We start from the raw sequence: 23,202 nt of genomic DNA, 5'->3' as shown, positions 1-23,202 counted from the left end.
CGGATACTTGCAATTTAGTCAATTCTTGTTAAATCAGCTGAATGATTTTAGCAGAATAGACACACTATCTGGACAGAAACTCCGCTGCCAGCGCTTTGTAATCTTTCGATCCGTTTGAAGAAGCATCATAGTCCAGCACACTTTTACCAAAAGAGGGGGCTTCTGCCACTTTCACATTCAGGCGTATCTGGCTTTTAAATATATGCTCCTGAACACTCTCATGCAGGTAATCCAGAATCTCCTGGCTAAGTTTTCTGCGCACATCAAACATCACCACTACGATCCCTTTAATAATTAGTTCTGGGTTGAAGGTCTTCCGCACCTTTTCTACCGTGTTCATAATCTGATCCAGTCCCTGCAAGGTCAGCACTTCCATTTGCAAAGGTATCAACACCTCCCCGGCGGCTGAAAGGGCATTTAGCGTCAGGACTGAGAGCGAAGGCGGGCAGTCTATAAGTATGGTGTCAAAACCCTTTACCTGCGCCAGAATATCTTTCAGAAAGGATTCCCGGTTCTTCTCAGACACCAGCGATATTTCAATATCGACCAGATCATTGGAACCCGGGGCGATCCACAGTCCGTTTTTCTCGACCAGAATTTCATTTATACTTTTGTTGCCTAAGAAAACGTCGGACAGGGTGGCTTCAGAATTCGAAACAGCCAGTGAATAGGACAGGTTTCTTTGTGGATCCAGATCTACGAGCAGCACCTTTTTCCCCAGTTTGCTTAAAGCGCTTCCTAAATTAATAGTGGTGGTGGTTTTACCAGTGCCGCCCTTTTGATTGATGACAGCAACAGTTGTTTGTTTCATACAGAAGATGCTTATAACCTCGTGTTTGCATTACAAGGATGCTATATAAGTATAAAATTAGGAAATAAACTCAATATTAAAAGCAGTTACAACGTGTTTATGCATTAACACTCATGCCAGCTTTATATTACTCAAGGCCAAAGTGCCGTTGATGTAATAGATATCTTCCCAGGCGGGAAGATTAATTTCAATAGCCACCAACTCGGAGGGTTCCAGGTAGCCAACTAACTTTTGGGTCAGATCGCGGGTCAGTCGCGTAATACCCGGGTTATGCGCCACCACTAAAACAGTGCGAACATCAATGGGTAAATTAGCCAGGTACTGCAGCAGCACCTGCTCCCTTGCATTGTACAGCTCAGGCACATGCTTTATGTCCTCTGCCTCATAGTAGAGCTTTCCGGCGATTATCCTTGCAGTAGCCAGGGCCCTCCTGGCCGGACTAGTCAGGAAACAGTCTACTTTACTCACCTTCTCCCGAAGCCAGGCGCCTGTATCACGGGCTTGCTGGATACCGTGATTTGTGAGATCACGTTCAAAATCAGGCTGTAGTGGAAATGCGTCTTCGGTTTCAGCATGCCGACAGAGTAGAATTTTTCTTTGCATATAAAAGAAGCGTGTGCCCGTATAGATGCTAATGAACTGGTAAAAGATGTAAAATATTTTTGATGTTAAACCTATGTTATACGAATGAGGTTGTAATAGTTCAGAAAATTAATTGAACTTTGGGCAAATTTCAGCTTAACGGCCTGTAAATATAAAGGATGATAAAAAACTTAGTAATAGTAGAGTCGCCGGCCAAGGCGAAGACAATCGAGGGTTATTTAGGGAAAGATTTTATTGTAAAGTCAAGCTATGGCCACGTACGCGACCTGCCGAAAGGAAACAACGCGATTGACGTGGAGCACGGTTTTAAACCAACGTACGTTGTTTCTGCCGATAAGAAGGAAATCGTATCGCAGTTGCGCAAACTGGCCAAGGAGGCTGAAATTGTATGGCTGGCATCGGATGATGACCGCGAGGGTGAGGCCATTTCCTGGCACCTGACCGAGGCCCTGAATCTGAACGATTCCAAAACGAGACGTATCGTTTTCCGCGAGATCACCAAGAATGCTATTCTCAATGCCATTAACTCCCCCCGCGGGATAGATATGGACCTGGTAAATGCGCAGCAGGCCCGTCGTGTGCTGGACCGTTTAGTAGGTTTTGAGCTATCGCCTGTGCTCTGGAAAAAAATTAAAACGGGCCTTTCCGCCGGCAGGGTGCAGTCTGTGGCTGTGCGACTGGTGGTGGAGCGTGAGCGCGAGATCGATCGTTTCAACTCGGTGTCTACTTTCCGGATCACGGCTTCGTTTGATGTGCAGGGCAAAGTGTTAGATGCAGAACTGCCGGCAAAATTTAAGACAGAGCAAGAGGCGCAGGCCTTTCTGCAGCAATGTATCGGGGCAAACTACAAAATAGAGAATCTTGAAAAGAAACCTTTAAAGCGTAGCCCTTCTCCCCCGTTTACTACTTCCACGCTACAACAGGAGGCCAGTCGTAAGTTATACTTTTCTGTAGCGCAAACCATGACCGTGGCACAACGCCTGTATGAGTCTGGTAAGATCTCGTACATGCGTACCGATTCCGTGAATCTCTCACAAGAGGCTATTCAAGGCGCCACAAATGAGATTAACCGTTCTTTTGGAGAGCAGTTTTTGAAAGTACGCCATTTTAAAACCAAGTCCGCCTCGGCCCAGGAAGCGCACGAAGCCATTCGTCCAACTGATTTCTCTAAGATGGTGGCCAGTGATGACAGGAATGAGCAGCGCCTGTATGAGTTGATCTGGAAAAGGGCCATCGCCTCGCAAATGGCTGACGCAGAGATTGAGAAAACGACCGCAACAATCGGGATCTCCACCATCGCCGACCAGAAACTACAGGCAACCGGCGAAGTGATCAAATTTGAAGGGTTTTTGAAGGTTTACATCGAATCGAAAGATGAAGAGGAGTCAGAGGACGATGTGAAGGGGATGTTACCACCTATTAGTGTCGGCGACTTGCTCAGTCTTAGACAAATGCTTGCTACACAGCGCTTTTCACGGCCAGCTGCACGGTACACGGAAGCCAGCCTGGTGAAAAAATTAGAAGAAATGGGCATTGGCAGACCTTCTACTTATGCGCCCACTATTTCTACCGTCCAGAAACGCGGCTATGTTGAAAAGGACAACAGAGATGGGAAAGAGCGACAGTTCCAGGTTTTAACGCTTAAGGAAGATCAAATCAATCAGCAGACAAAAACAGAAATAACGGGTGCTGAGAAAGCCAAGCTCTTCCCGACAGATATTGCCATGGTCGTAAATGATTTTTTGGTGGAGCATTTCCCCAACGTGATCGATTATTCTTTTACGGCCCGTGTAGAGGCTGAATTTGATGAGATCGCACAGGGGCAGAAGGAATGGGAACAGATGCTGGATCAGTTTTACCAGAAATTCCATGAGCGCATCGAGTCAAGCGAGCAGATTTCCCGAGCCGATGTTTCGGGAGCACGCGAGGTTGGTATTGACCCGATCTCAGGTAAAGCCATTATAGCGAAGCTGGGTCGTTTTGGCCCTTATGTGCAGCTAGGAGAAGAGAACACCGAAACGGAAGAAAAGCCGGTTTACGCGAGTCTGCGGAAAGGCCAGTTCTTAGAAACCATTACGCTCGAGGATGCTTTAGAATTATTTAAGCTACCCCGCATTGTGGGTACTTTTGAAGAAAAGGACATGACTGCCGCTATTGGCCGTTTCGGGCCTTATATTCGCCACAACAGCAAGTTTTACTCTTTACCAAAAACCCTCGATCCGTTACAGGTAACTGCAGAGGAAGCCGTTGCGCTCATAGAGGCTAAGCGAAAATCGGATGCGGAGAAGTCGATTAAGGTGTTCGAAGAAAACCCTGATGTGCAGGTACTGAATGGCCGCTATGGTCCTTACATAGTAGTGGGTAAGAAAAACGTGAAGATCCCGAAGGGCAAAGAACCACTGGACCTCACACTACAGGAATGCCTGGATCTGGCAGAGGCTACCCCGGAGAAAAAGGGTCGTGGTGGATTTAAGAAAAAAGCGGAGCCAGCTGCTACAAAAGAGAAGAAAGCCCCGGCCAAGAAAGCGGCTCCAAAAGCCAAAAAGGCCGCTAAGCCAAAAGCTTCTTCTAAAAAATAACTAAAAAGTTCAGTTGCCTGAAAAGTGCTGCAAGTGGCAATCGTAATAATTATACCGTTGCCACTTGCACATAAAAAAACAGCTAGTATATTTGCACCACAATCAGGCAGAACGGCCCGTTCGTCTAGGGGTTAGGACGCTAGATTTTCATTCTAGTAACAGGGGTTCGATTCCCCTACGGGCTACCAAGGTAAAAAGCCGCTTTATGAAAAAATAGAGCGGCTTTTTTGTGTCGATAATTTTTTCATTCGACTATACTTATCGAACTTACTACGCGTCAAAGAGCCATAGCCCAGAGAAATAGACTAGGCAATAGCTTGTGATTTCAACGCTGTCGCCTGGTCTTAAACATACCGCTTGCCTGGCACCGAAGGCAATCTTGGCGACTTACACACAGGACGCGTGCGCCACCGTTAATTTGATGCTACTATCAACAAAATTCGGGGGCCAATGGATTACATATAGGTTTCCAAAGTTTAAAGGGGTTACCCAACATCATATAGGGCTGACTTCACGGCTCATGGGTTTCATACCCTTATCAGACTGCTTCCCTTCCCTGCTGGCAAAAGTGCTGTAGATTGCTATCTTTGCGACATACCTTACATCCACTCCCACAGGCCTCATATGAAAATACTTTTATCGCTTCTGTTTTTTCTGCAGCTACACGCCGTGTTTACTACAGCCCAGCAGCTGCCTAACATCCTGCCCCTGCGTGAAAGGGCAGCCATAGAAGATGCGCTGCTGCAGGAGCGTATGGAAAAGCTCCTCCCCGACCTGATGCGCCGCGAGGGCATTGATATGTGGGTAATTGTGGCACGGGAATATAACGAAGACCCGGTAGCTAAAACAATGCTGCCAGCTACCTGGCTGTCAGCCCGCCGTCGCACCATCATGCTCTATCACGATAAAGGCGCGGCCAAAGGCATAGAGAAACTGGCCGTTGCCCGTTACGACATCGGCAACCTGTTAAAAGGTGCCTGGGCGCCTGAGCAGGAGCCTAACCAGTGGAAGCGTTTGGTGCAACTGATAAAAGAACGCAACCCTAAAAAGATCGGTCTGAACTACTCTCCTACTTACGCCCATGCCGATGGGCTTACCAAAGCAGAATACGACAGCCTAATGCACTACCTGCCTCCAACACATAAAAAAGCCGTAGTGTCGGCAGAGCGCCTGGCCGTGGAGTGGCTGCAAACCCGCACAGACCGTGAGCTGGAGATTTATGAGCAGATCAGCCGCATCGGACACAGCATTATAGCAGCAGGATTTTCTGAGGAGGCGATACAACCGGGAATTACCACAACCGAGGATGTGATGTGGTGGTACCGTGAGCGCATCGCCGACCTGAAACTGGATGCCTGGTTCCACCCAACCGTGGATGTGCAGCGCGCCAACCCCGGTGCCGGCGATACAAATCGCTCGTTCTCACAACACCCCGGCGTGGAAGTTATCATGCCCGGCGATCTGCTGCACGTAGACCTGGGCATTACTTACCTGGGCCTGAACACCGATGTCCAGCAGCTAGCCTATGTATTGAAGCCCGGCGAATCAGAGGCACCAGCCTATCTTGCAAAAGCACTAGCCACCGGCAACCGCCTGCAAGACATCCTGACATCGAAGTTTAAAGAAGGTAAGACCGGGAACCAGGTACTGCAAGAGGCACTAGCGCAGGCGCAGCAAGAGAAAATTATTGCCAGCATTTACTCACACCCCATCGGTTACCACGGCCACGGCGCCGGGCCTTCCATCGGCATGTGGGACATGCAGCAAGGCGTGCCCGGCACAGGCGATTACCCGTTGCGCCACAATACAGTTTATGCCATCGAACTGAATGCAAAGGTAAACCTGCCGGAGTGGAACAACAAAGAGATAAGGGTGATGCTAGAAGAGCAGGCAATTCTCACGCTAAACAGCATTCGCTATGTAGACGGCCGGCAAAAAGAGTTGCTGCTTATTCCGCGTAAGACAACTTATCTGAAGCAGTAACTTTACCAGTCCTAGTTATCCGAGAAGTCTATTTTTTTAATGAAGCAGGTTGCTATATGTAATAAGAGACTTTCTTCATTAAACCAGCTTTAGAAACTTTAAGTAAAAGAAATAGAAAGTGTTTTAAAAAGCTTAATAAATAAAACTTCCTGTTTTAGGAATATGTTACATATAACCCTAAAACAGGAAGTTTAAATTCTTAATTTAATAGTGGAATCTGCCCGATTATAAAACACCGGGCAGACAATGCTATAACTACTTTACATCAAAGCGGTCCAGGTTCATGACTTTGTTCCAGGCTTTTACGAAGTCTTTCACAAATCGATCCTTGGAATCTGAGCAGGCATACAGTTCAGCGATAGCCCGAAGCTCCGAGTTGGAACCGAAGATTAAATCTACGCGAGTTCCGGTCCACTTCACTTCCCCTGTTCTGCGATCACGGCCTTCAAATTCGACATCTGCCTCAGAAGTAGCCTTCCAGGTGGTGCCCATGTCGAGCAGGTTCACAAAATAATCGTTGTTCAGGGTTTCAGGCTGGCTGGTGAACACGCCGTGTTTCGAATGGTCGTAGTTCGTGTTCAGCACGCGCATCCCGCCTATCAGTACGGTCATCTCCGGTGCCGTAAGCGTCATCAGCTGCGCACGGTCTATCAGCATTTCTTCAGCTGAGGCGGATATATGCTCGTGGTTACCGAAATAGTTGCGGAACCCGTCTGCATTCGGCTCCAGTATGGAAAAAGCCTCCACATCAGTTTGCTCCTGGGTGGCATCGGTACGGCCGGGCGTGAAAGGCACCTGCACCTCATGGCCGGCATCCCTGGCAGCTTTCTCGATACCGGCATTGCCGCCTAACACGATCAGGTCGGCTATTGAAACCTGCTTGCCACCGTTCTGTGCCGCATTAAACTCTTTCTGAATGCGCTCATAGGTATTCAGGATATCCGTCAACTCCGAAGGGTTGTTTACTTCCCAGTAGCGTTGCGGCGCCAGGCGAATACGCGCCCCGTTGGCGCCTCCCCTTTTATCGGAACCGCGGTAAGTGGATGCCGACGCCCATGCTGTTGTCACCAGCTGCGAGACAGAAAGCCCTGCATCCAGCATTCTGCTTTTCAACTCCTTGCTATCATTCTCATCAATCAACTCATGGCTTACCTCTGGCACCGGGTCTTGCCAGATCAGTTCTTCCTGAGGTACTTCCGGGCCCAGGTAGCGCGAGATCGGACCCATATCGCGGTGCGTAAGCTTAAACCAGGCGCGTGCAAACGCATCGGCAAACTCATCAGGGTTCTCAAAAAACTTCCTGGAGATCTTTTCATAGGCTGGGTCCATCTTCAGCGAAAGGTCGGTGGTGAGCATGAAAGGGGCGTGCTTTTTAGACGGATCGTGGGCATCCGGAACAGTACCTGCACCGGCATCGTCTTTTGGCTTCCATTGGTGCGCACCGGCAGGACTTTTGGTAAGCTCCCAGTCAAAGCCGAAGAGGTTCTCAAAAAAATTGTTACTCCATGCTGTAGGGCTGGTGGTCCAGGCACCTTCCAGACCACTGGTGATGGTATTCTCGGAATGTCCTTTCCCGAAGGTGTTTTTCCAGCCTAAGCCCATTTCCGCAATGTCGGCTCCTGCAGGTTCTACGCCTACGTAATCACGTGGGTCGGCTGCGCCGTGTGTTTTACCAAAAGTATGTCCGCCCGCAATCAGGGCCACGGTCTCGTAGTCGTTCATCGCCATACGTCCGAAAGTCTCCCGGATGTCATGGGCAGCTTTTATCGGATCAGGGTTTCCGTTTGGTCCTTCGGGGTTCACATAGATCAGTCCCATGTGCGAGGCAGCCAGCGGACTTTCCAGCACGCCACCTTCGTGACGCTCCTTATTTCCTAACCATTCTCCTTCTGATCCCCAGTAAATATCTTCCTCCGGCTCCCACACATCCTCTCGTCCGCCGCCAAAGCCAAAGGTCTTCAGCCCCATGGATTCCAAGGCGCAATTACCAGCCAGGATCATCAAATCGGCCCATGAGATCTTCCTTCCATACTTCTGTTTGATGGGCCAAAGCAGCAGGCGCGCCTTGTCGAGGTTGGCATTGTCGGGCCAGCTGTTAAGAGGGGCAAAACGCTGAGAGCCGGAACTTGCGCCACCACGGCCATCGGAAATACGGTAAGTACCCGCACTATGCCAGGCCATGCGAATAAAGAAAGGACCATAGTGCCCGTAATCTGCCGGCCACCAGTCCTGCGAATCTGTCATCAGGTCATACAGGTCCTGCTTTACCGCCTTCAGATCGAGGCTTTTAAACTCCTCAGCATAGTTAAAGTCCTCCTCCATCGGGTTAGACAAAGCAGAGTGCTGATGCAGTATCCTGAGGTTAAGCATGTCTGGCCACCAATCGCGGTTGGTTCTGCCACTGGCAGTGGTGGACTTGATAGCTCCCCCCATGAAAGGGCATCTTCTGGATTCGTTGGTATCCCATACCGGCGTATTAGGGGCTACATGCCTGTCTTTTTTATGTTCCATAGTGTAGATAATGAAAAGTTTAATTCTTGAAACCGTGGTTACGCAAGCATAACCCATTTATAAATATACTTATTGATGGCTCTAAATCCTATTTACATCGCTTCAATTAAATCTATCTTTATATAACAAAAATCTATAATGTCTGATTTTAGCCAGTCACTATAGACTTTTGTTGACCTCTACATTATTCCTTCCACCCTGTCACCAATATCAGAACGAATGATTGAAAAAGCGATTTTAATGGGCCGCCTGTTTATAAACTTAAATTCTCTGCTTGGGCTTATGATTAGTTGCACTATTTGAAACCAAAAATAATCGGAAAAAGGAAGGTCACGAACATGGCCCATATGAAATAAATGGGCAGGTAGACGGCAAGGGTATTAGCTACTCCGTTCAAACCATTTTTCTTAGAAAGTACCTTAAAGAATTGAGCCGTTACCAAAAGCAGGTGAATTAGAATCAGCACATTTCCGCCGAGTACAGCCGCCCGGTTAGGGGTAATACCCCATTCAGAGATCCGGAATAAAATGGCAGACAATGCGATGCCATTCACGATAACAGTTACTACTGAGAGCAACGACAGTATCCAAATTTCCGCCCTGCTTCCAGATGTCTTGGTGTTTTCTGCAAGCGAAAAGAAAATGATGGCCATCACTCCAATTAATAAGCCATTGAATAACAGTAGAAATTCCCGGTCGTTGTAAGGGTCTTTGCCGGAATAAACTACTGCTGCCAGGTATATCACGAGCATGAGCAGCACCAGCGGGCTGAAAATTTTTGCGATAACCGGAGAAACTTTTCCCACCAGTTGCGGATTGGTCTGGGTAAGGTAGGTGCCCACGATGGGTGCTGCAGCTAGTCCGGCTATAACGACATATTCAAAGTAAAACTGCTCGATATGAAAGCCGATCAGCGAGAAGAGCCCGATTGTAAGCCCTGTCATGATGCCGCCTGCAATCAAGATAAGCGTCGTTAGCACTACCAGGTCGCCGTTATACCTTAAATACGCCAGGCGCCTGCCGGCATCGCTCAGGCTTTTACCCATAAATGCAGTTCCTAAAATTACCCATAACACCAAGGGCAGATGGATGCAGGCTAACAGCAGTGTGTCGCTTGTGGTAGAGGCTGGAAGCAGGTTGATGTAGATCAAAGAGACGAACATGAATCCGCTGACCACTACCCATCGCTTTAGCCCCAGGTTATTTTTCCAGGAAAAATAGGCTGTCAGGAGCGGAAGAAAGATAAAGCCGATGTTTCTAGGATAAAAATTTTCGGCATCGATCTGGAATATAGCCGGAATCTTGGCTATTAAACCAGCTAATAATGCTGCAATTATCATATAGCATAACTCCCTGCCTGTGCCCCAGCTAATATCCTCGCTTTCATAATTCAGCCGCTCGTTCCAGAAATCTGCAAGCGCATTCCCTTTTATTTCTGGATAAAGTGCCCTGAACTCCTGCTTAAAAGGCGTTTTGTTGCTGCGGTAGAGCTTCTCGAGCTGGCCCGGATCGTTTAAATGGCAAATAATCTCATGCTTCATGCTTTTACTTTAAAATTAGAACTTTGAATCAGATGTTTGTACCTCGTGCACGCTTCATATTCATTTCAGGTTTTACGGATCAACTACCCGCAAACGGGGTCCCGAAAATGCCCACTGCCAACTCAGCCCACATAAGTAAAAGCGCTACCAGGATAACTGCGATAAAAGCGATCCGGTAATCTTTGTTCTTGACGGTCCGGATGACGAGTTCACACAGAAAGCCGGTGCCAAGCAGCAGGACACCCATGATCATAAAATCAAATAAGGTCCATTTTACCTCATCCGTGAACTGCATCGCTATGAAGGGAATGGAAAGGATTGCTGCTACACCGAGCATAATTCCAAAAAGTCTTTTGTTTTGCATGACCATGGTTCTGTAGTTTTAGTTAAAAATAAAAGTACTTTGAGTTACAAAGTGTAAATTTAAAAAAAATCAATTTTCTTTCCGGTTGCTTAAAATCAATTGCTCCAGTGCATCCAGGTGACTGTTAAAGGCTTCCCTACCAGCATGAGTTGCCTGGTAAGTCGTGTTGGGTTTACGCCCGACAAACTGCTTTTCCACCTGCAGGTATTCCGCTTCTTCCAGCGCACGCAAGTGGCTGGCCAAATTACCATCAGTTAACTGCAGCGTATCTTTCAGCGTGCTAAAATCGGCACAGTCTTCCACCATCAGTACCGACATAATACCCAGCCGCGCCTTGCTCTCAAAGGCCTTGTTTATATTTTCCAGGTAGGCTTTCACGGGGCTGCTAGCGTTCGTACTTAAAATACACGAGCGTACCATACACAATGTGCAGCACACCAAAACCAAGCGTCCAGGCAAGTAAGCCGTAGCCCACAAAAAAGCTGGCAAGCAGGCCAAGTATGATCTCGATCAGGCCCAAATACCGAATATCGCTAAGGGTGTATTTGCTTGTGTTTAACAAGGCACAACCATAAAAAATAAGCATCGTTGGCGCGACTAAGAACAGCAGGTTGTGATAGATCAGAATCGTACAAAAAATACCGCCAGCCGCCAAAGGGATAAACAGGTTCACCAGCATCCGCTCCGTTTTGCTATCCCAAACCTTGTGGTTAGTTTTGCGGGCGTTGCGGGCAGTAAAATAAGTTGCTGAACCGAGGGCCAACAAAAACACAATTGCGGCTACTGAAAGTATGAATACAATGGACTCACGGGTGAGGTGAAGGCTTGCTCCCTGCTCATACTTGATACCATTCGACACCAGGTACCATTTTACTACTGCTGCACCTATAAGTGCCGATATGCCGGCAGCAATACCAGACAAGCCGCTGAGCGAAATAAACCGGGAAGAGCGATCCATGATATTGCGGATCTCGTGCAGGGTGGATAACTGGTCTTGCTGCTGATTCATTTTAAAGTACTTTGTGTTTCAAAGTTAATAAGGCTTTACGTAATGTCAAGTTTTTTGATTTAAATATTATTTGGGGAAATCGGCTCCGTGTAAAACTATACTTCTTAAAAGAGAATGGTATCTTACAAGCCATAACAGCACAAATAATTTTTAAGCAGCTTTTCTACATCCATGAAAGCCCTCTCTTCCTCCCTTAGGTTTTTTGTCGTCCAAAAATTGAATTTATCTTACACAGAAGCTGCTGACTATATATTTTCAGGGAGGGTGTTGGTTAACGGCAAAAAAGGCCTGTTGCAACAGGTGCTTTTGCCCGCAGATGAAGTTAAAGTGGATGAGCGGGTCATTAAAGAGGCCAGAAGAACGGTGTACATCGCCTACCATAAACCTCCCGGCGTTGAATGCACCATGAATACTACCATCGCCCATAACCTGTTGGAAGCGATAGCCATTCCGGAACGTGTTTTTCCGGTAGGCAGACTGGATAAGGCGTCGGAGGGATTGCTGTTGCTTACCAACGACGGAGATGCGACTTACCAAATACTACACGCCGAAAAGCACCAGGAAAAGGAATACAGGGTAACCGTGGACCATGCGCTTACCCAAGAGGCGATAGCTGGGCTTACCGCTGGTATTATGATCATGGGAAAAACAACACGCCCGGCACATGTTGAACCGGTGGATGAAACGACGTTTAACATCACCCTGACACAAGGGCTCAACCGACAGATCAGGAGAATGTGCTACAAGCTGGGTTACCAGGTGCAGCAACTCGTGCGTACCCGGATTATAAACCTTGAGCTCGGCAATTTAGCCCCTGGGGAATGGCGCCACCTTACACAAGAGGAGATCAGCCATTTGAAGCATGCAATCACCGACTCATTATAATAGAATCGCAGCCCAATGGCAGGAATAGCAAGTCGTTATTTGCCAGGCATGGCACGTGATATATGGTATGATACATAGGTATGCAAACAAATAAAAGTAATTTGCTTACCCTTGTACTGGTTTCTATTTGCATCGGTAAACCCATTTTTACGTTATTTGCCAAACGAAGCGCGTGTGCTCCATTGCTGCAGGACACAGTCCTGCTACCCGCACTACTGAAAAAGCGCTGAAAAAATCTTTAAGAAAATAAACAATGGCTACAGGACTTCTTGCGCTATTAGATGATGTGGCTGCCCTGGTAAAGGTAAGTGCTGCAAGCCTGGATGATGTGCCGGCACAAGTGTCCAAAACAACGGGCAAGGTTTCGGGCATAGTGATCGATGACACTGCCGTTACACCGAAGTATGTGGTAGGGCTTGACCCGTCCAGGGAACTTGCCATCATTTACCAGATCGCTAAAAAATCGCTGCTCAACAAACTACTTTTTTTGAGTCCGGCAGCGCTGGTGCTTGGTTTTTTTGCGCCCTGGGCCATCCCTCCTATTCTTATGCTGGGCGGTGCCTATCTGTGCTTCGAAGGCTATGAAAAAGTACACTCCCTATTTGGAAAGCATGCAGCCGAGCATGCCCCTGACGCCGCACAGGATATGGAAGCCATTACGCCGGAGGGGCTGGAACAGTCCAGGGTGAAGAGTGCCGTGCGCACCGACCTGATCCTGTCCTCTGAAATTGTAGCCATTACTTATTCCACGGTGGCTGACAAACCATTATTTACCCAAATTAGTGTCATGCTCGCCGTGGGTGTTTTCATCACGATCGCTGTTTATGGTTTTGTTGGGCTTATAGTAAAAGCAGACGACATTGGCTTGCATCTGGCAAAGGAGAACCACCACAGGCGTATCCGTCAGCTCGGCCAGGGTATCGTGAAATTTATGCCCGGTTTCTTATCCCTTCTGGGTTATGTAGGCACCGCCGCTATGCTGTGGGTGGGGGCAGAAATTATTGCGCACGGAATCCCGTTTACCAATCATGCGCTTCACAACCTGGAGGTAGCGCTTGCAGATGTGCCGGCCCTTGCCTGGCTGGCAAAGGTGCTGGTTTCAGCAGTAGGTGGGTTAATTTTAGGAGGTATCATCGCCATTGGGGTGACCTATGTTCAAAAAATTAGAAAAGGCTTTAGTAGTACAAGCGTCTGAAACAGCCAGATAATAGTTTGAAGAGGCAAACCTGGCTTATTTTTGCAACAAACCAGAAAGTCTTGAAATAGTGTCGAGCGGCCCTTTCGCAATATACACATTCACGATCCAGGAGGGTAGGAAGCCTCCCGGATCTACTGCAAGAAAGTAAGTGACCCTGATCTTCCCGTTTTCAATTTTCTCGAAAGTCCATTTCCCTGTGAAATGCTTTACCCGTACCTTCCCCTCTTTCGGAGGCATGGCGTTCGGCTCACCCTCAGTATCCACTACTAGCCTGCCGTCAGAGGTTTCGTTTATTTTCATCCGGATAACCGTATCCCGGTTCTTGGCAGGCCACGGCAGATTCGTTTCAATGTAATATGCCATTTCCAGGTTGTTGATTTTTTTGATCAGGTAGGCATGGTCGGTAGCATACACCCATTGGTCATAGTTTGCTATATCCTGAAAAACAGGGATGATATTTTGCCAATTTCCCTGCGCCACTGCCTCTACTTTGATCTTCTTAAAATTAGAGTTTGCCGCATCAGCTGTAAATACACGGATGTTGTTTTGGTCTTTTACCAATTTCCAGGCAGTATTCGTGCTATCGTTTTGAGCTGCAGTGTGTAACAGCAGCATAGCTGCTAGAATAGATCTGAAAAAATAAAGCAAATGTACGGGCATACCGGGTTAGCTGAAGATCAGGTTTGTAAAATTTTTAATACATCCAAAAGGCAGGCATGGTTTTCTGACAACACCTTGCCTTACATCCCGTAAAGCAAAAACCTAAATCTTAGCTTTCCTATGTCGTATATTTTCCAGGATTGGAACACTAACAAGAATAACCTGAAGGGCCGTTTGGTGATGGTGCTTTTCCGAATGGCACGTCCTGCTTCCATTAACAAATTTATAAGGGTCATCTGGTTGCCGTACCTGGCCTTTTACAAGCTATTAGTAGAATGGTTTATGGGCATCGAATTGCCCCACTGGACGCAGGTGGGCAAAAATTTTTACCTGGGCCACGGCCATGCGCTTGTCGTGAACGGCTGTACAGTTATTGGCGACAACTGTTTCTTCAGGCACTCCACCACACTTGGTAACATCCGGCGCGAAGATGGTACGTATTCCGGCTCTCCCATCATCGGTAACGATGTGGAAGTGGGCTCCAATGTTTGTATCATCGGCGAAGTCAGGGTTGGGAATAATGTGCGGATAGGTGCCGGTTCGGTAGTTGTAAAAGACATTCCGGATAACGCCGTGGCAGTGGGCAACCCAGCCCGGGTCATTAAGTTCCTGGAGCCACTCCATCCGGTAAAAACCGATGAAACTGCCTTATCTCTGTCGTGATCAAAATTTTAAGCAATTATCTATTAACCCAAGTTTCGATTAACCCACCCCTTGTTCCTCCAGGGAGGGGAATTTTACACGTGCATGTAATTCCCCTCCTCGGAGGGGCTAGGGGTGGGTTTACAGCTTCAATACATATTTTAAATCGCAACTTAAGGTAATATCTGAATGCAAAGATTTGTGTCCGCCTGAACGTTTTTTTTAAAAACGACATCACCAGTTTTATTTCATTTTCAGCACAGGTAAATAATTGGTTTTAAACCTTTAATACATTGAAACGCGTAAACATCTATACTTGTGCCTATGTAATAGCACAATCAAAACAACAGGTCACAAAAGCCTCTTGTTTTTTGATGTAAAACCTAAACAACAGAACGATGAAAAAATTAATGTTTGCATGTGCAGTTCTTATCGGTTCACTTAGCTTTTATTCCTGCGGCGACAACGCAGGTGTAACCAACGAGGAAACAGATGGAACTGTAATTGATTCCGATACTACGGTATCCGAGATCAAGGTGGAGAAAACCATTCGGGACATAGATACAACCATGGAAACTGAAACGGAAACCATAGAAACTGATGATATAAACAACTAACAAGGTTTCGTAAAGTTCTTACGGAACATAAACAGCAAGGCGGAACAGCGTAAGTATAAAAGCTTAGCTGTTCCGCCTTGCTGTTTGTTAACATTTCTTCAGCTATAATTCCAGCACCTTGCTTGTCCAGGCCCTAACCTCATCTAAAAGCTCTTGGTTTTCAGCAAGCGATTCTCCGTAAGAGGGAATCATTTCCTTGAGTTTTGCCTGCCATTCCGCACTCTGTATTTTTTCAGGGAAGCATTGTGCCAGTAGCTTCAGCATGATCGAAACGGCTGTTGAGGCACCCGGAGAAGCCCCTAGCAAAGCCGCAAGCGAGCCATCTGCCGCACTCACCACCTCTGTTCCGAATTCGAGCACCCCAACATGGTCGGGGTGTTTTTTGATCACCTGTACCCGCTGACCGGCAATTTTCAGTTCCCAGTCGGATAGCTTTGCCTTCGGTACAAAATTCCGGAGGGCAATCATTCGGTCCTCCGGCGACTGCCGCACCTGGTTGATCAGGTAGCGTGTAAGCGGAATGTTGCGGAAACCTGCGGCCAGCATCGGCCTCAAATTATCGAATTTTACGGACAAGGGAAGATCCATGAACGAGCCCCGTTTCAGAAACCGTGTAGTGAATCCGGCATAGGGCCCAAACAGCAGTTCCTTCTTTCCGTTGATAAAGCGCGTGTCCAGGTGCGGCACTGACATGGGGGGAGAACCGACAGCAGCCTTGCCATACACTTTAGCCTCGTGCCTGGCAATAATATCCGGGTTCGTGCATTTCAGCCACCGCCCACTCACCGGGAATCCGCCGTAGCCCTTCCCTTCCGGAATATCAGAAGAAATAAGCAAGGGCAAAGCGCCGCCGCCGGCACCGATGAATACAAATCCAGTCTTCACTTTATGGTTTTCGCCGGTGTGCTTGTCCTCAATTTTAAGGCGCCAGCGTCCGCCGCGCTTCTTCTTCAGCTTGCGCACCTCCTTCCCAAAATGCAACGAAACGCCGGGCAATTGATCCAGGTAGTGGAACATACCTCGCGTAAGTGCGCCAAAATTCACATCCGTGCCAATGGGCATCCGTGTGGCGGCCAGGTGCACGGTATCTTCACGGCCATCCATGATCAACGGAAACCACTGCCGCAGCTGTTGCGGGTCTTCGGAATACTCCATACCCTTAAACAGGTGGCACTCCTGTAAGGCCTCAAAACGCTTCCTCAAAAAAGCCACGTTCTTTTCGCCCCACACAAAACTCATGTGCGGGATGTTTTCAATAAAATTTAGAGGCACATCGATGCTCACCCGCGACACCAGGTAAGCCCAGAACTGCCTGGATACATCAAAGGACTCCGCAATTTTAATGGCCTTGGAGGTATCAACGGACCCGTTTGGAAGCAGAGGGGTATAATTAAGTTCACAGAAGGCGGAATGGCCTGTGCCCGCATTATTCCAGGCGTCTGAGCTCTCTGCCGCCGCCACATCCAGTCGCTCATAAATGGCGATCGTCAGGTCAGGGTCCAGTTGCTTCAACAGCATACCCAGGGTGGCACTCATGATCCCGGCACCAATCAATACAACATCAGGGGTAGCTTCAGGCTGGCTATTTAATCCAAACATATTTTATCTTTTCAAAATTAAATTAAGCGGTTAAATGCGTGCTCCTTTCCTGTAATTGGCAAACACCAGTTGCACCAACAGTCCTTTTGTACCCAATTTTTAAAAGTATACGGGGCGCTACGCCCTTCGGCTGTGCGGTAATAAGTATGCGTTAGGGAAATGGAAAAAAAAAATTCTGAAATGTATGGAATTCTGAATTGGCCTGCATCATAAGGATAATAGGGCAGGCAAGCTATCCGCATTTGCAGGAAATACCGCAGCCTAAAATAAATTATTCATTTTAAAGTAGATACTATGGCACAAATGCAAGAAAACTCCGGTAACAGGAAAGAGCGTAAGAACAGAGCTAAAAGGATGGCTTTTCACCTGGACATGACTCCCATGGTGGACCTGGCTTTTCTGTTGCTCACATTTTTCATGCTCACCACCACCTTCACAAAGCTACAGACTATGGAACTGCACATGCCACTCGACCCGGAAGATATATCGACACATACCCCTATCTCGGGCAAAAATGCCTTAACTATTATATTGGGTGAACAGAACATAGTCTATTATTATATGGGCTTTTCCGGTGATAAACCTAAGGTAAACCAGACTAACCTTTCGGCAGGAGGAATCAGAAAAGTACTGATTTCCGACCATGTAAAAGCAAATCCGAAATTAGTGGTGCTTATAAAAGCAGATAAAAAAGCACGTTATAAAAACTTGGTAGACCTGTTGGACGAGCTGAAGATTACCGACACCAGAAAGTTCGCTATCGTGAAGCTGGAAAAGGAAGATAAGGAACTGCTTGCCGGTTTATGAGCGATTTAGTCTTTTAAAACAAAAAGCCGTCAGTTGGGCGCAAAACCCAAAGCTGACGGCTTTTGAAAGTAAAAGCTGGCTAGCAGGCAGCCAGGGCAATTTGTTTATGCTGTTCCTGGTAAGCCTCTTTGCCAAACTTGCGCAGCATGCGGTAATGCGACTGAAGGGCAGCCAAAAAAGTAGGGCTGGCGTTATAGGGCAATTCAAACTCAGAGGCAGTTTGCTGTATGATCGTGGAAATGGCGGGATAATGAATGTGACACACCTTTGGGAATAAATGGTGCTCAATCTGCCGGTTAAGCCCGCCGAGCAGGAAAGCAGCCAGCGTACTGTCTGGTGCAAAATTGGCCGTCGTGCGCAGCTGATGCTCTGCCCAGGCCTCCTCAATATTTCCCTCCGCATTCGGCATCGGAAAGTCGGTGCCCTCCACCACATGCGCTAACTGAAAAACCAGGCCCATAACCATACCTTCTGCAAGGTGCATTACCACAAACCCGATCACCACCTGCCACCACGTAATGCTCAGGACCAACAAAGGCAAAATCAGGAACACAAAATAGTATAGAAACTTGGATATGAATAGGTTATAATACTCTCGGGTTGGGTGTTTCAGTTGGTGCTGCCCGATGTTCTTCTGAAAAAACTTTTTATAATCCTTGCGAAAAACCCACATCAGCGACGCGAGCCCATAAAGCCAGAAAGCATAGAAATGCTGGTAGCGCTGCAACTTATTCACCTTCTCATCATGCGACAAACGGATAAGCCCCGGGGCCACCTCAATGTCCTCATCATGACCCGGAATATTGGTATAAGTATGGTGTACAATGTTATGGGTAATGTTCCAGAGATAAGGATTAGCGCCGATCATATAAAAAACGCGGCTCAACAACTTGTTTATGGTACTGTTTCTGGAAAAAGAACCATGAATGGCATCATGGCAAACGTTGAAGCCCAAAAAGGCTGCGAAAACCCCGATCAGGGCACTCATTCCCAGCATGGACCAGCCATTGAACTGATCAGAAAGTATAAGAAAATACAAGGTTACAAACCCGGATAGAAAGAAAACAGCCTTTCCCCACATGGCCTTGTTCGCATTTTTAGAAATTCCTTCAGATTGGAAATAAGCCTCTACTCTTTTTCGGACGGTGGCAAAGAATTCGGTTTGATGAGTGTTGATGAATCTTACTTTTTGTGACAAGTTGTGTTGGATGAAGTAATAAATTTAATTTTGCTTTAGTAGCGCAGCTGAAAAACACAATGTCGATCAAAAGGGATACAAAAGAATGATATAATCGGCAGAATTTAACTGCTAAAGGCAGTTCATACATTCCGCAAGTATGGCTTATGATTAAGGATGATTTTTAATAACAAAAACCGCATCCCGGCCGCATACAAGCTTGGTATGCAAAAGGCCTGCCACATTTATTACAACATACGGCAATTACTTCGCAATAGATTTGAGTACACCTGCTTCTGTTTATTTAAAACATGCTTTATTGAAAATCCGGGGAAAATGATCCTATCCTTTAGGCCCCTTATTTACGAAGGTAAACCCTAGGAAACGGGCATGTTAGAAAAAAATACACTACTTTAAGGGTCAGAATGAATCAGGGCATCAACAAACATGGTGCCTTCCACCTAAAAAATTTACCCGGTACTAGCACATGGAAAATATCATCAGTTCGATCAACGACATTGTCTGGAGCAATGCACTCATCATACTTTGTCTTGGGGCAGGCGTGTATTTTTCTGTGGTAACCAGGTTCCTGCAGGTGCGTTACATCCGGGAAATGCTGCGCTTACTTTTCAAAGGTGAGTCCTCGGCGAAGGGCATCAGCTCTTTTCAGGCTTTCTCGGTGGCCATTGCCGGGCGTGTGGGAACCGGAAACATAGCTGGCGTAGCCACGGCTATAGCCATGGGCGGCCCGGGTGCCGTGTTCTGGATGTGGGTGATCGCGTTTCTGGGCAGTTCTTCCGCCTTTATCGAAGCCACCCTCGGGCAAATTTACAAGCAGGTGAAAGACGGCGAATACCGGGGTGGTCCGGCCTACTACATCGAAAAAGGATTGGGCGTGAAATGGTATGCCGTGATGTTTGCCGTTGCCACCATCATCAGCATGGCCCTTTTCTTACCTGGCGTGCAAAGCAACAGCATTGCCTCCAGCATGCACACAGCGTTTAATATACCTGTTGCCGTTACGGGCGCTGGCGTGACCGTTTTGCTGGCCCTGATCATTTTTGGAGGCGTGAAGCGTATCGGGAAGGTCGCCGAGGTAGCGGTTCCGTTTATGGCCGGCGCCTATATCCTGATGACGGTCATCATCATTGCAGCCAACATTACGGAAGTACCCGCTGTGATCAGTCTGATCTTCCGCTCCGCCTTCGACATTGAGCCAGCTTTTGCCGGCGTGTTCGGCATGGCAATCTCGTGGGGCGTGAAACGCGGTATCTATTCGAATGAGGCCGGACAAGGAACAGCACCGCATGCAGCAGCGGCGGCAGAAGTAAGCCACCCTGCAAAACAAGGGCTGGTACAGGCTTTCTCGGTTTACGTGGATACCCTCTTCGTTTGCACAGCCACTGCTTTCATGATCCTGTTCACGGGGCAGTATAACGTGGTAAACCCAGCAGGTGGTTTCATTGTGGAGAACCTGCCGGGTGTGGCCTTCGGACCAGAGTACACGCAGCAGGCCGTCAACACCTATTTCCCAGCCTTGGGTAGCGGCTTTGTGGCTTTCTCGCTGCTGCTTTTTGCGTTCACTACCATCATGGCCTACTATTATATTGCCGAAACCAACCTGAGCTACCTGAACAAAAAAGGAAACAAATGGATGATCTGGGCACTGCGCGCCTTTATCCTGGCAGCCACTTTTTACGGTTCCGTTAAAACGGCGGAGTCAGCCTGGATGCTGGGAGACATTGGCGTGGGCGTGATGGCCTGGTTAAACGTAGTCGCTATCTTGCTGCTCAGAAAACCTGCCCTGCGCGCGCTTAAAGATTACCAGGAGCAGCGGAAGGCCGGTTTAGACCCTGTGTTCGAGCCACGCAAGCTGGGCATCCTGAATGCAGAGGAATGGGAGCACCAGGAAGAAAAGGCCCTTGAAGTAGTATAAAGTTCCCCCCTCTCTAGTAACGCAAAATAAATACGCAGCAAAGCACAGCTTATACAACATGAACGCACCCATCGCTATCATCATTCACGGAGGTTCCGGCAGGTTATACCAGGAGCCGATGCCTCCTGAAAAAGAAAAAGCATACACCGAAAAACTATCCGAGGCCGCAGAAGCAGGCTTTTCCCTTCTGAAATCGGGCGGCACGGCCCTGGATGCCGTGGAGGCCAGCGTAAAAATACTAGAGGACTCCCCCCTGTTCAACGCGGCCAAAGGTGCCGTGTACTCTGCCGATGAAGAAAACGAACTGGATGCCGCCATCATGGATGGCAGCAACCTGAAGGCAGGGTCCATCGCCGGAACCAAAACCATTAAAAACCCGATCTCGGCGGCCCGTAAGGTGATGGAAACCTCCGGGCACGTGATGCTGACAGGCGCTGGCGCCGATGCCTTCGCCGCTGCGGCGGGGCTCGAGATCGTCGATCCTGCTTATTTCAGGGTTGAGGAGCGCTGGGAGCAGATACAGCTTCTGAAACAGCAGGAAAGCAGGCTGCAGGAGGTTCCGGAGCCATCCAAATACGGCACAGTAGGCGCGGTAGCCCTCGATGCCAAAGGTAACCTGGCAGCGGGCACCTCCACTGGCGGCATGCTTAACAAAAAGTATGGCCGCGTGGGCGATACGCCCCTCATCGGTGCCGGCACCTACGCCAACCAGGTATGCGCCGTATCCTGCACCGGCTATGGCGAGTATTTCATCCGCTTCACGGTGGGGCACGACATTGCCGCCCTAATGGAATACAAAGGTTTTAGCGTGGAGGAGGCAACCCAGGAGGTGCTGTTTAACAAACTGACCAAAGCCGGAGGCGTGGGAGGTGTGATCTCCCTGGATAGCCATGGAAACACTGCCACACCGCACAGCACCGAAGGCATGTTCTGGGCCAGCATCACGCCCGACGGAAAACGACAGGTAAATGCCTGCCACATGATCATCGAATAGGATTTAATTCTTGCCCGTAAGATTTAAAACGAAGAAAACAGCGGGGCCGAAGCGCAAATGATATGTTGGCACGGAACATTTTGCATCTTTGTGGTATTAATACCCCATGATGTTAAACCCGAACAAGCAGCGGCTGTCGCTAAGTGTTTTTTTCTTACTGGCAGGCTTCAACTTTGCCAGCTGGGCCTCCCGTATTCCCACCATCGCAGGCTCACTTAAACTGAACGAGGCCGAGCTGGGCACCATTCTTCTAACCATGCCTGTCAGCTCTTTGATCGGCTTGCCCCTTTCCGGCTGGCTGGTGACGCGCTTCGATAGCCGGGTGCCTTTAACGGCGGCTTTTCTCCTTAATGCCCTCTCCCTTTCCGTAATCGGGTTTGCCCATACTTCCCTCGAGTTGGTGGTGGCGCTTTTCCTGTTCTCGCTAAGCATGCGTATTTTCAACATCGCCGTTAACACACAGGCCATCACACTGCAGAAGCAGTCTGAGAAAAAGATTAACGGCTCTTTCCATGGCCTATGGAGCCTGGGCGGCATAATTGGCGTCGGTTTTACCACCATGCTTGTTTCACTGGAAGTTTCTATTGAGCCCCACCTGGTATCCGTTTCCCTAATCTCTATGCTGATGACCTGGCTAAGCTCCCGGTTCCTGCTCCGAAACGACCGCTCCACAACTGGCAATAAGTTGTCTTTGGGCAAGCCCGATCCGTCCATCGTATACCTGGGCTTGCTGGTGTTTTTCGCCGCCGTGTGCGAAGGGGGCATGTTCGACTGGAGTGGCATTTATTTTCAGCAGGTGGTAAAAGAAGAAGTGTTTACCTCCGGCTACCTCATCTTTATGTCCTTCATGGCGCTTTCCCGCTTCATCTCCGATCGCATCATCACCAGGATCGGCATGGCCAGAACCTATGTGCTTAGCGCCACCTTCATTTTCCTGGGTATCAGCCTGGCAATCCTGTTCCCTACGTTCTGGCCTGCCATGGTTGGCTTTTCGCTGGTAGGCTTCGGCACCGCATCGGTTATCCCCATGACATATACCCTGGCCGGTTCCTCCACAAAGTACTCCCCCGGCGTCACGCTTTCCATCATCGTGACTTACGGCATCATCGGCATGCTGATCGGTCCGCCGTTGATCGGGTACCTGGCGCATGCGTTCAGCTTAAAAGTGTCGTTCATTCTTTTCGCTTTCGCCGGCATCATGCTCATCCCGGTATCGCGGTTCTTTTTTAAGCTGGAAAGTAAGACCTCCGGCTTCTAACCTGAATTTTACCTAGCATTTTAAAGTTA

Annotated in this window: 20 protein-coding genes and 1 tRNA gene; 11 read left to right on the top strand and 10 right to left on the bottom strand. The window is 48.3% G+C overall.

From position 1 onward, the window contains the following. Nucleotides 1-64 precede the first annotated feature (64 nt). A complete protein-coding gene (locus tag AC4BAN_RS05545; RefSeq protein ID WP_490563382.1) occupies nt 65-811 on the bottom strand; it encodes a ParA family protein in 747 nt (248 codons plus the stop codon). A gap of 111 nt (nt 812-922) precedes the next feature. Next, the gene (locus tag AC4BAN_RS05540; RefSeq protein ID WP_490563381.1) at nt 923-1,414 is read right to left on the bottom strand and encodes a SixA phosphatase family protein; all 492 of its coding nucleotides are present in this window, start codon (nt 1,412-1,414) and stop codon (nt 923-925) included. Between the two features lie 158 nt (nt 1,415-1,572). Here AC4BAN_RS05540 and topA point away from each other — a divergent pair, with 158 nt between their 5' ends. The 3 genes from topA to AC4BAN_RS05525 all read left to right on the top strand — a co-directional run bounded on the left by topA (nt 1,573) and on the right by AC4BAN_RS05525 (nt 5,976). Then, nucleotides 1,573-3,993 carry a type I DNA topoisomerase gene (gene topA / locus AC4BAN_RS05535; protein WP_490563380.1) on the top strand — a complete coding sequence of 807 codons (2,421 nt, stop codon included), beginning with the start codon at nt 1,573-1,575 and terminating at the stop codon, nt 3,991-3,993. Nucleotides 3,994-4,106: 113 nt separating this feature from the next. Further along, nucleotides 4,107-4,181, top strand: a tRNA-Glu gene (locus AC4BAN_RS05530). 436 nt (nt 4,182-4,617) lie between these two features. Beyond that, nucleotides 4,618-5,976 carry a M24 family metallopeptidase gene (locus AC4BAN_RS05525; protein WP_490563379.1) on the top strand — a complete coding sequence of 453 codons (1,359 nt, stop codon included), beginning with the start codon at nt 4,618-4,620 and terminating at the stop codon, nt 5,974-5,976. 255 nt (nt 5,977-6,231) lie between these two features. On the opposite strand, the gene katG is transcribed toward AC4BAN_RS05525, so the two are convergent. The 5 genes from katG to AC4BAN_RS05500 form a co-directional block, all read right to left on the bottom strand. After that, a complete protein-coding gene (katG, locus tag AC4BAN_RS05520) occupies nt 6,232-8,487 on the bottom strand; it encodes a catalase/peroxidase HPI (RefSeq protein WP_490563378.1) in 2,256 nt (751 codons plus the stop codon). 295 nt (nt 8,488-8,782) lie between these two features. Continuing rightward, nucleotides 8,783-10,027 (bottom strand): hypothetical protein, encoded by a 1,245-nt coding sequence (locus tag AC4BAN_RS05515; protein WP_490563377.1) that lies wholly within the window; start codon nt 10,025-10,027, stop codon nt 8,783-8,785. 79 nt (nt 10,028-10,106) lie between these two features. Beyond that, a complete protein-coding gene (locus AC4BAN_RS05510) occupies nt 10,107-10,397 on the bottom strand; it encodes a hypothetical protein (protein ID WP_490563376.1) in 291 nt (96 codons plus the stop codon). A gap of 63 nt (nt 10,398-10,460) precedes the next feature. Further along, complete coding sequence (locus AC4BAN_RS05505; protein ID WP_490563555.1) at nt 10,461-10,709, bottom strand: winged helix-turn-helix domain-containing protein; 249 nt, start codon at nt 10,707-10,709, stop codon at nt 10,461-10,463. Nucleotides 10,710-10,776: 67 nt separating this feature from the next. Then, nucleotides 10,777-11,400: a hypothetical protein gene (locus AC4BAN_RS05500; protein ID WP_490563375.1), complete on the bottom strand. Its 624-nt coding sequence runs from the start codon at nt 11,398-11,400 to the stop codon at nt 10,777-10,779. A 216-nt stretch (nt 11,401-11,616) separates the two neighbouring features. Between AC4BAN_RS05500 and AC4BAN_RS05495 the strand changes: the two genes are divergently transcribed. Together AC4BAN_RS05495 and AC4BAN_RS05490 are read left to right on the top strand one after the other, a co-directional pair. Then, nucleotides 11,617-12,285 carry a pseudouridine synthase gene (locus AC4BAN_RS05495; RefSeq protein WP_490563374.1) on the top strand — a complete coding sequence of 223 codons (669 nt, stop codon included), beginning with the start codon at nt 11,617-11,619 and terminating at the stop codon, nt 12,283-12,285. A gap of 253 nt (nt 12,286-12,538) precedes the next feature. After that, nucleotides 12,539-13,480 carry a DUF808 domain-containing protein gene (locus tag AC4BAN_RS05490; protein WP_490563373.1) on the top strand — a complete coding sequence of 314 codons (942 nt, stop codon included), beginning with the start codon at nt 12,539-12,541 and terminating at the stop codon, nt 13,478-13,480. A 36-nt stretch (nt 13,481-13,516) separates the two neighbouring features. On the opposite strand, the gene AC4BAN_RS05485 is transcribed toward AC4BAN_RS05490, so the two are convergent. Next, on the bottom strand, nt 13,517-14,098 hold the full coding sequence (locus AC4BAN_RS05485; protein WP_490563372.1) for an START domain-containing protein: 582 nt from the start codon (nt 14,096-14,098) through the stop codon (nt 13,517-13,519). A gap of 165 nt (nt 14,099-14,263) precedes the next feature. On the opposite strand from AC4BAN_RS05485, the gene AC4BAN_RS05480 reads away from it, so the two are divergent. Next, the gene (locus AC4BAN_RS05480) at nt 14,264-14,806 is read left to right on the top strand and encodes a serine acetyltransferase (protein ID WP_490563371.1); all 543 of its coding nucleotides are present in this window, start codon (nt 14,264-14,266) and stop codon (nt 14,804-14,806) included. Nucleotides 14,807-15,183: 377 nt separating this feature from the next. After that, complete coding sequence (locus AC4BAN_RS05475) at nt 15,184-15,402, top strand: hypothetical protein (RefSeq protein WP_490563370.1); 219 nt, start codon at nt 15,184-15,186, stop codon at nt 15,400-15,402. A gap of 102 nt (nt 15,403-15,504) precedes the next feature. Here AC4BAN_RS05475 and AC4BAN_RS05470 read toward each other — a convergent pair whose 3' ends face one another. Further along, nucleotides 15,505-17,001, bottom strand: a complete 1,497-nt coding sequence (locus AC4BAN_RS05470) for a malate:quinone oxidoreductase (protein WP_490563369.1) — start codon at nt 16,999-17,001, stop codon at nt 15,505-15,507. A 294-nt stretch (nt 17,002-17,295) separates the two neighbouring features. Here AC4BAN_RS05470 and AC4BAN_RS05465 point away from each other — a divergent pair, with 294 nt between their 5' ends. Then, a complete protein-coding gene (locus tag AC4BAN_RS05465; RefSeq protein WP_490563368.1) occupies nt 17,296-17,808 on the top strand; it encodes an ExbD/TolR family protein in 513 nt (170 codons plus the stop codon). A gap of 79 nt (nt 17,809-17,887) precedes the next feature. Here the strand turns inward: AC4BAN_RS05465 and AC4BAN_RS05460 are convergent, their stop codons facing one another. Further along, nucleotides 17,888-19,006, bottom strand: a complete 1,119-nt coding sequence (locus tag AC4BAN_RS05460; protein WP_490563367.1) for a fatty acid desaturase family protein — start codon at nt 19,004-19,006, stop codon at nt 17,888-17,890. Between the two features lie 466 nt (nt 19,007-19,472). Between AC4BAN_RS05460 and AC4BAN_RS05455 the strand changes: the two genes are divergently transcribed. The 3 genes from AC4BAN_RS05455 (at nt 19,473) to AC4BAN_RS05445 (ending at nt 23,173) form a co-directional block, all read left to right on the top strand. Continuing rightward, complete coding sequence (locus tag AC4BAN_RS05455) at nt 19,473-20,921, top strand: alanine/glycine:cation symporter family protein (protein ID WP_490563366.1); 1,449 nt, start codon at nt 19,473-19,475, stop codon at nt 20,919-20,921. 58 nt (nt 20,922-20,979) lie between these two features. Continuing rightward, nucleotides 20,980-21,915 (top strand): isoaspartyl peptidase/L-asparaginase family protein, encoded by a 936-nt coding sequence (locus AC4BAN_RS05450; protein WP_490563365.1) that lies wholly within the window; start codon nt 20,980-20,982, stop codon nt 21,913-21,915. Between the two features lie 106 nt (nt 21,916-22,021). Further along, nucleotides 22,022-23,173, top strand: coding sequence for an MFS transporter (locus tag AC4BAN_RS05445; RefSeq protein WP_490563364.1), 1,152 nt, complete (start codon nt 22,022-22,024; stop codon nt 23,171-23,173). Nucleotides 23,174-23,202 lie beyond the last annotated feature (29 nt).

The sequence above is a fragment of the Pontibacter sp. GD13 genome (genome assembly GCF_058216355.1).
This window is presented reverse-complemented; position numbering and strand designations above follow the sequence as displayed.

Coding starts and splice junctions, on each gene's coding strand:
- AC4BAN_RS05475 (WP_490563370.1), top strand. CDS start 15,184: ATGAAAAAATTAATGTTTGCATGTGCAGTTCTTATCGGTTCACTTAGC.
- AC4BAN_RS05445 (WP_490563364.1), top strand. CDS start 22,022: ATGATGTTAAACCCGAACAAGCAGCGGCTGTCGCTAAGTGTTTTTTTC.
- topA (WP_490563380.1), top strand. CDS start 1,573: ATGATAAAAAACTTAGTAATAGTAGAGTCGCCGGCCAAGGCGAAGACA.
- AC4BAN_RS05545 (WP_490563382.1), bottom strand. CDS start 811: ATGAAACAAACAACTGTTGCTGTCATCAATCAAAAGGGCGGCACTGGT.
- AC4BAN_RS05510 (WP_490563376.1), bottom strand. CDS start 10,397: ATGGTCATGCAAAACAAAAGACTTTTTGGAATTATGCTCGGTGTAGCA.
- AC4BAN_RS05515 (WP_490563377.1), bottom strand. CDS start 10,027: ATGAAGCATGAGATTATTTGCCATTTAAACGATCCGGGCCAGCTCGAG.
- AC4BAN_RS05450 (WP_490563365.1), top strand. CDS start 20,980: ATGAACGCACCCATCGCTATCATCATTCACGGAGGTTCCGGCAGGTTA.
- AC4BAN_RS05455 (WP_490563366.1), top strand. CDS start 19,473: ATGGAAAATATCATCAGTTCGATCAACGACATTGTCTGGAGCAATGCA.
- AC4BAN_RS05465 (WP_490563368.1), top strand. CDS start 17,296: ATGGCACAAATGCAAGAAAACTCCGGTAACAGGAAAGAGCGTAAGAAC.
- AC4BAN_RS05480 (WP_490563371.1), top strand. CDS start 14,264: ATGTCGTATATTTTCCAGGATTGGAACACTAACAAGAATAACCTGAAG.
- AC4BAN_RS05490 (WP_490563373.1), top strand. CDS start 12,539: ATGGCTACAGGACTTCTTGCGCTATTAGATGATGTGGCTGCCCTGGTA.
- AC4BAN_RS05485 (WP_490563372.1), bottom strand. CDS start 14,098: ATGCTGCTGTTACACACTGCAGCTCAAAACGATAGCACGAATACTGCC.
- katG (WP_490563378.1), bottom strand. CDS start 8,487: ATGGAACATAAAAAAGACAGGCATGTAGCCCCTAATACGCCGGTATGG.
- AC4BAN_RS05525 (WP_490563379.1), top strand. CDS start 4,618: ATGAAAATACTTTTATCGCTTCTGTTTTTTCTGCAGCTACACGCCGTG.
- AC4BAN_RS05500 (WP_490563375.1), bottom strand. CDS start 11,400: ATGAATCAGCAGCAAGACCAGTTATCCACCCTGCACGAGATCCGCAAT.
- AC4BAN_RS05470 (WP_490563369.1), bottom strand. CDS start 17,001: ATGTTTGGATTAAATAGCCAGCCTGAAGCTACCCCTGATGTTGTATTG.
- AC4BAN_RS05505 (WP_490563555.1), bottom strand. CDS start 10,709: ATGTCGGTACTGATGGTGGAAGACTGTGCCGATTTTAGCACGCTGAAA.
- AC4BAN_RS05540 (WP_490563381.1), bottom strand. CDS start 1,414: ATGCAAAGAAAAATTCTACTCTGTCGGCATGCTGAAACCGAAGACGCA.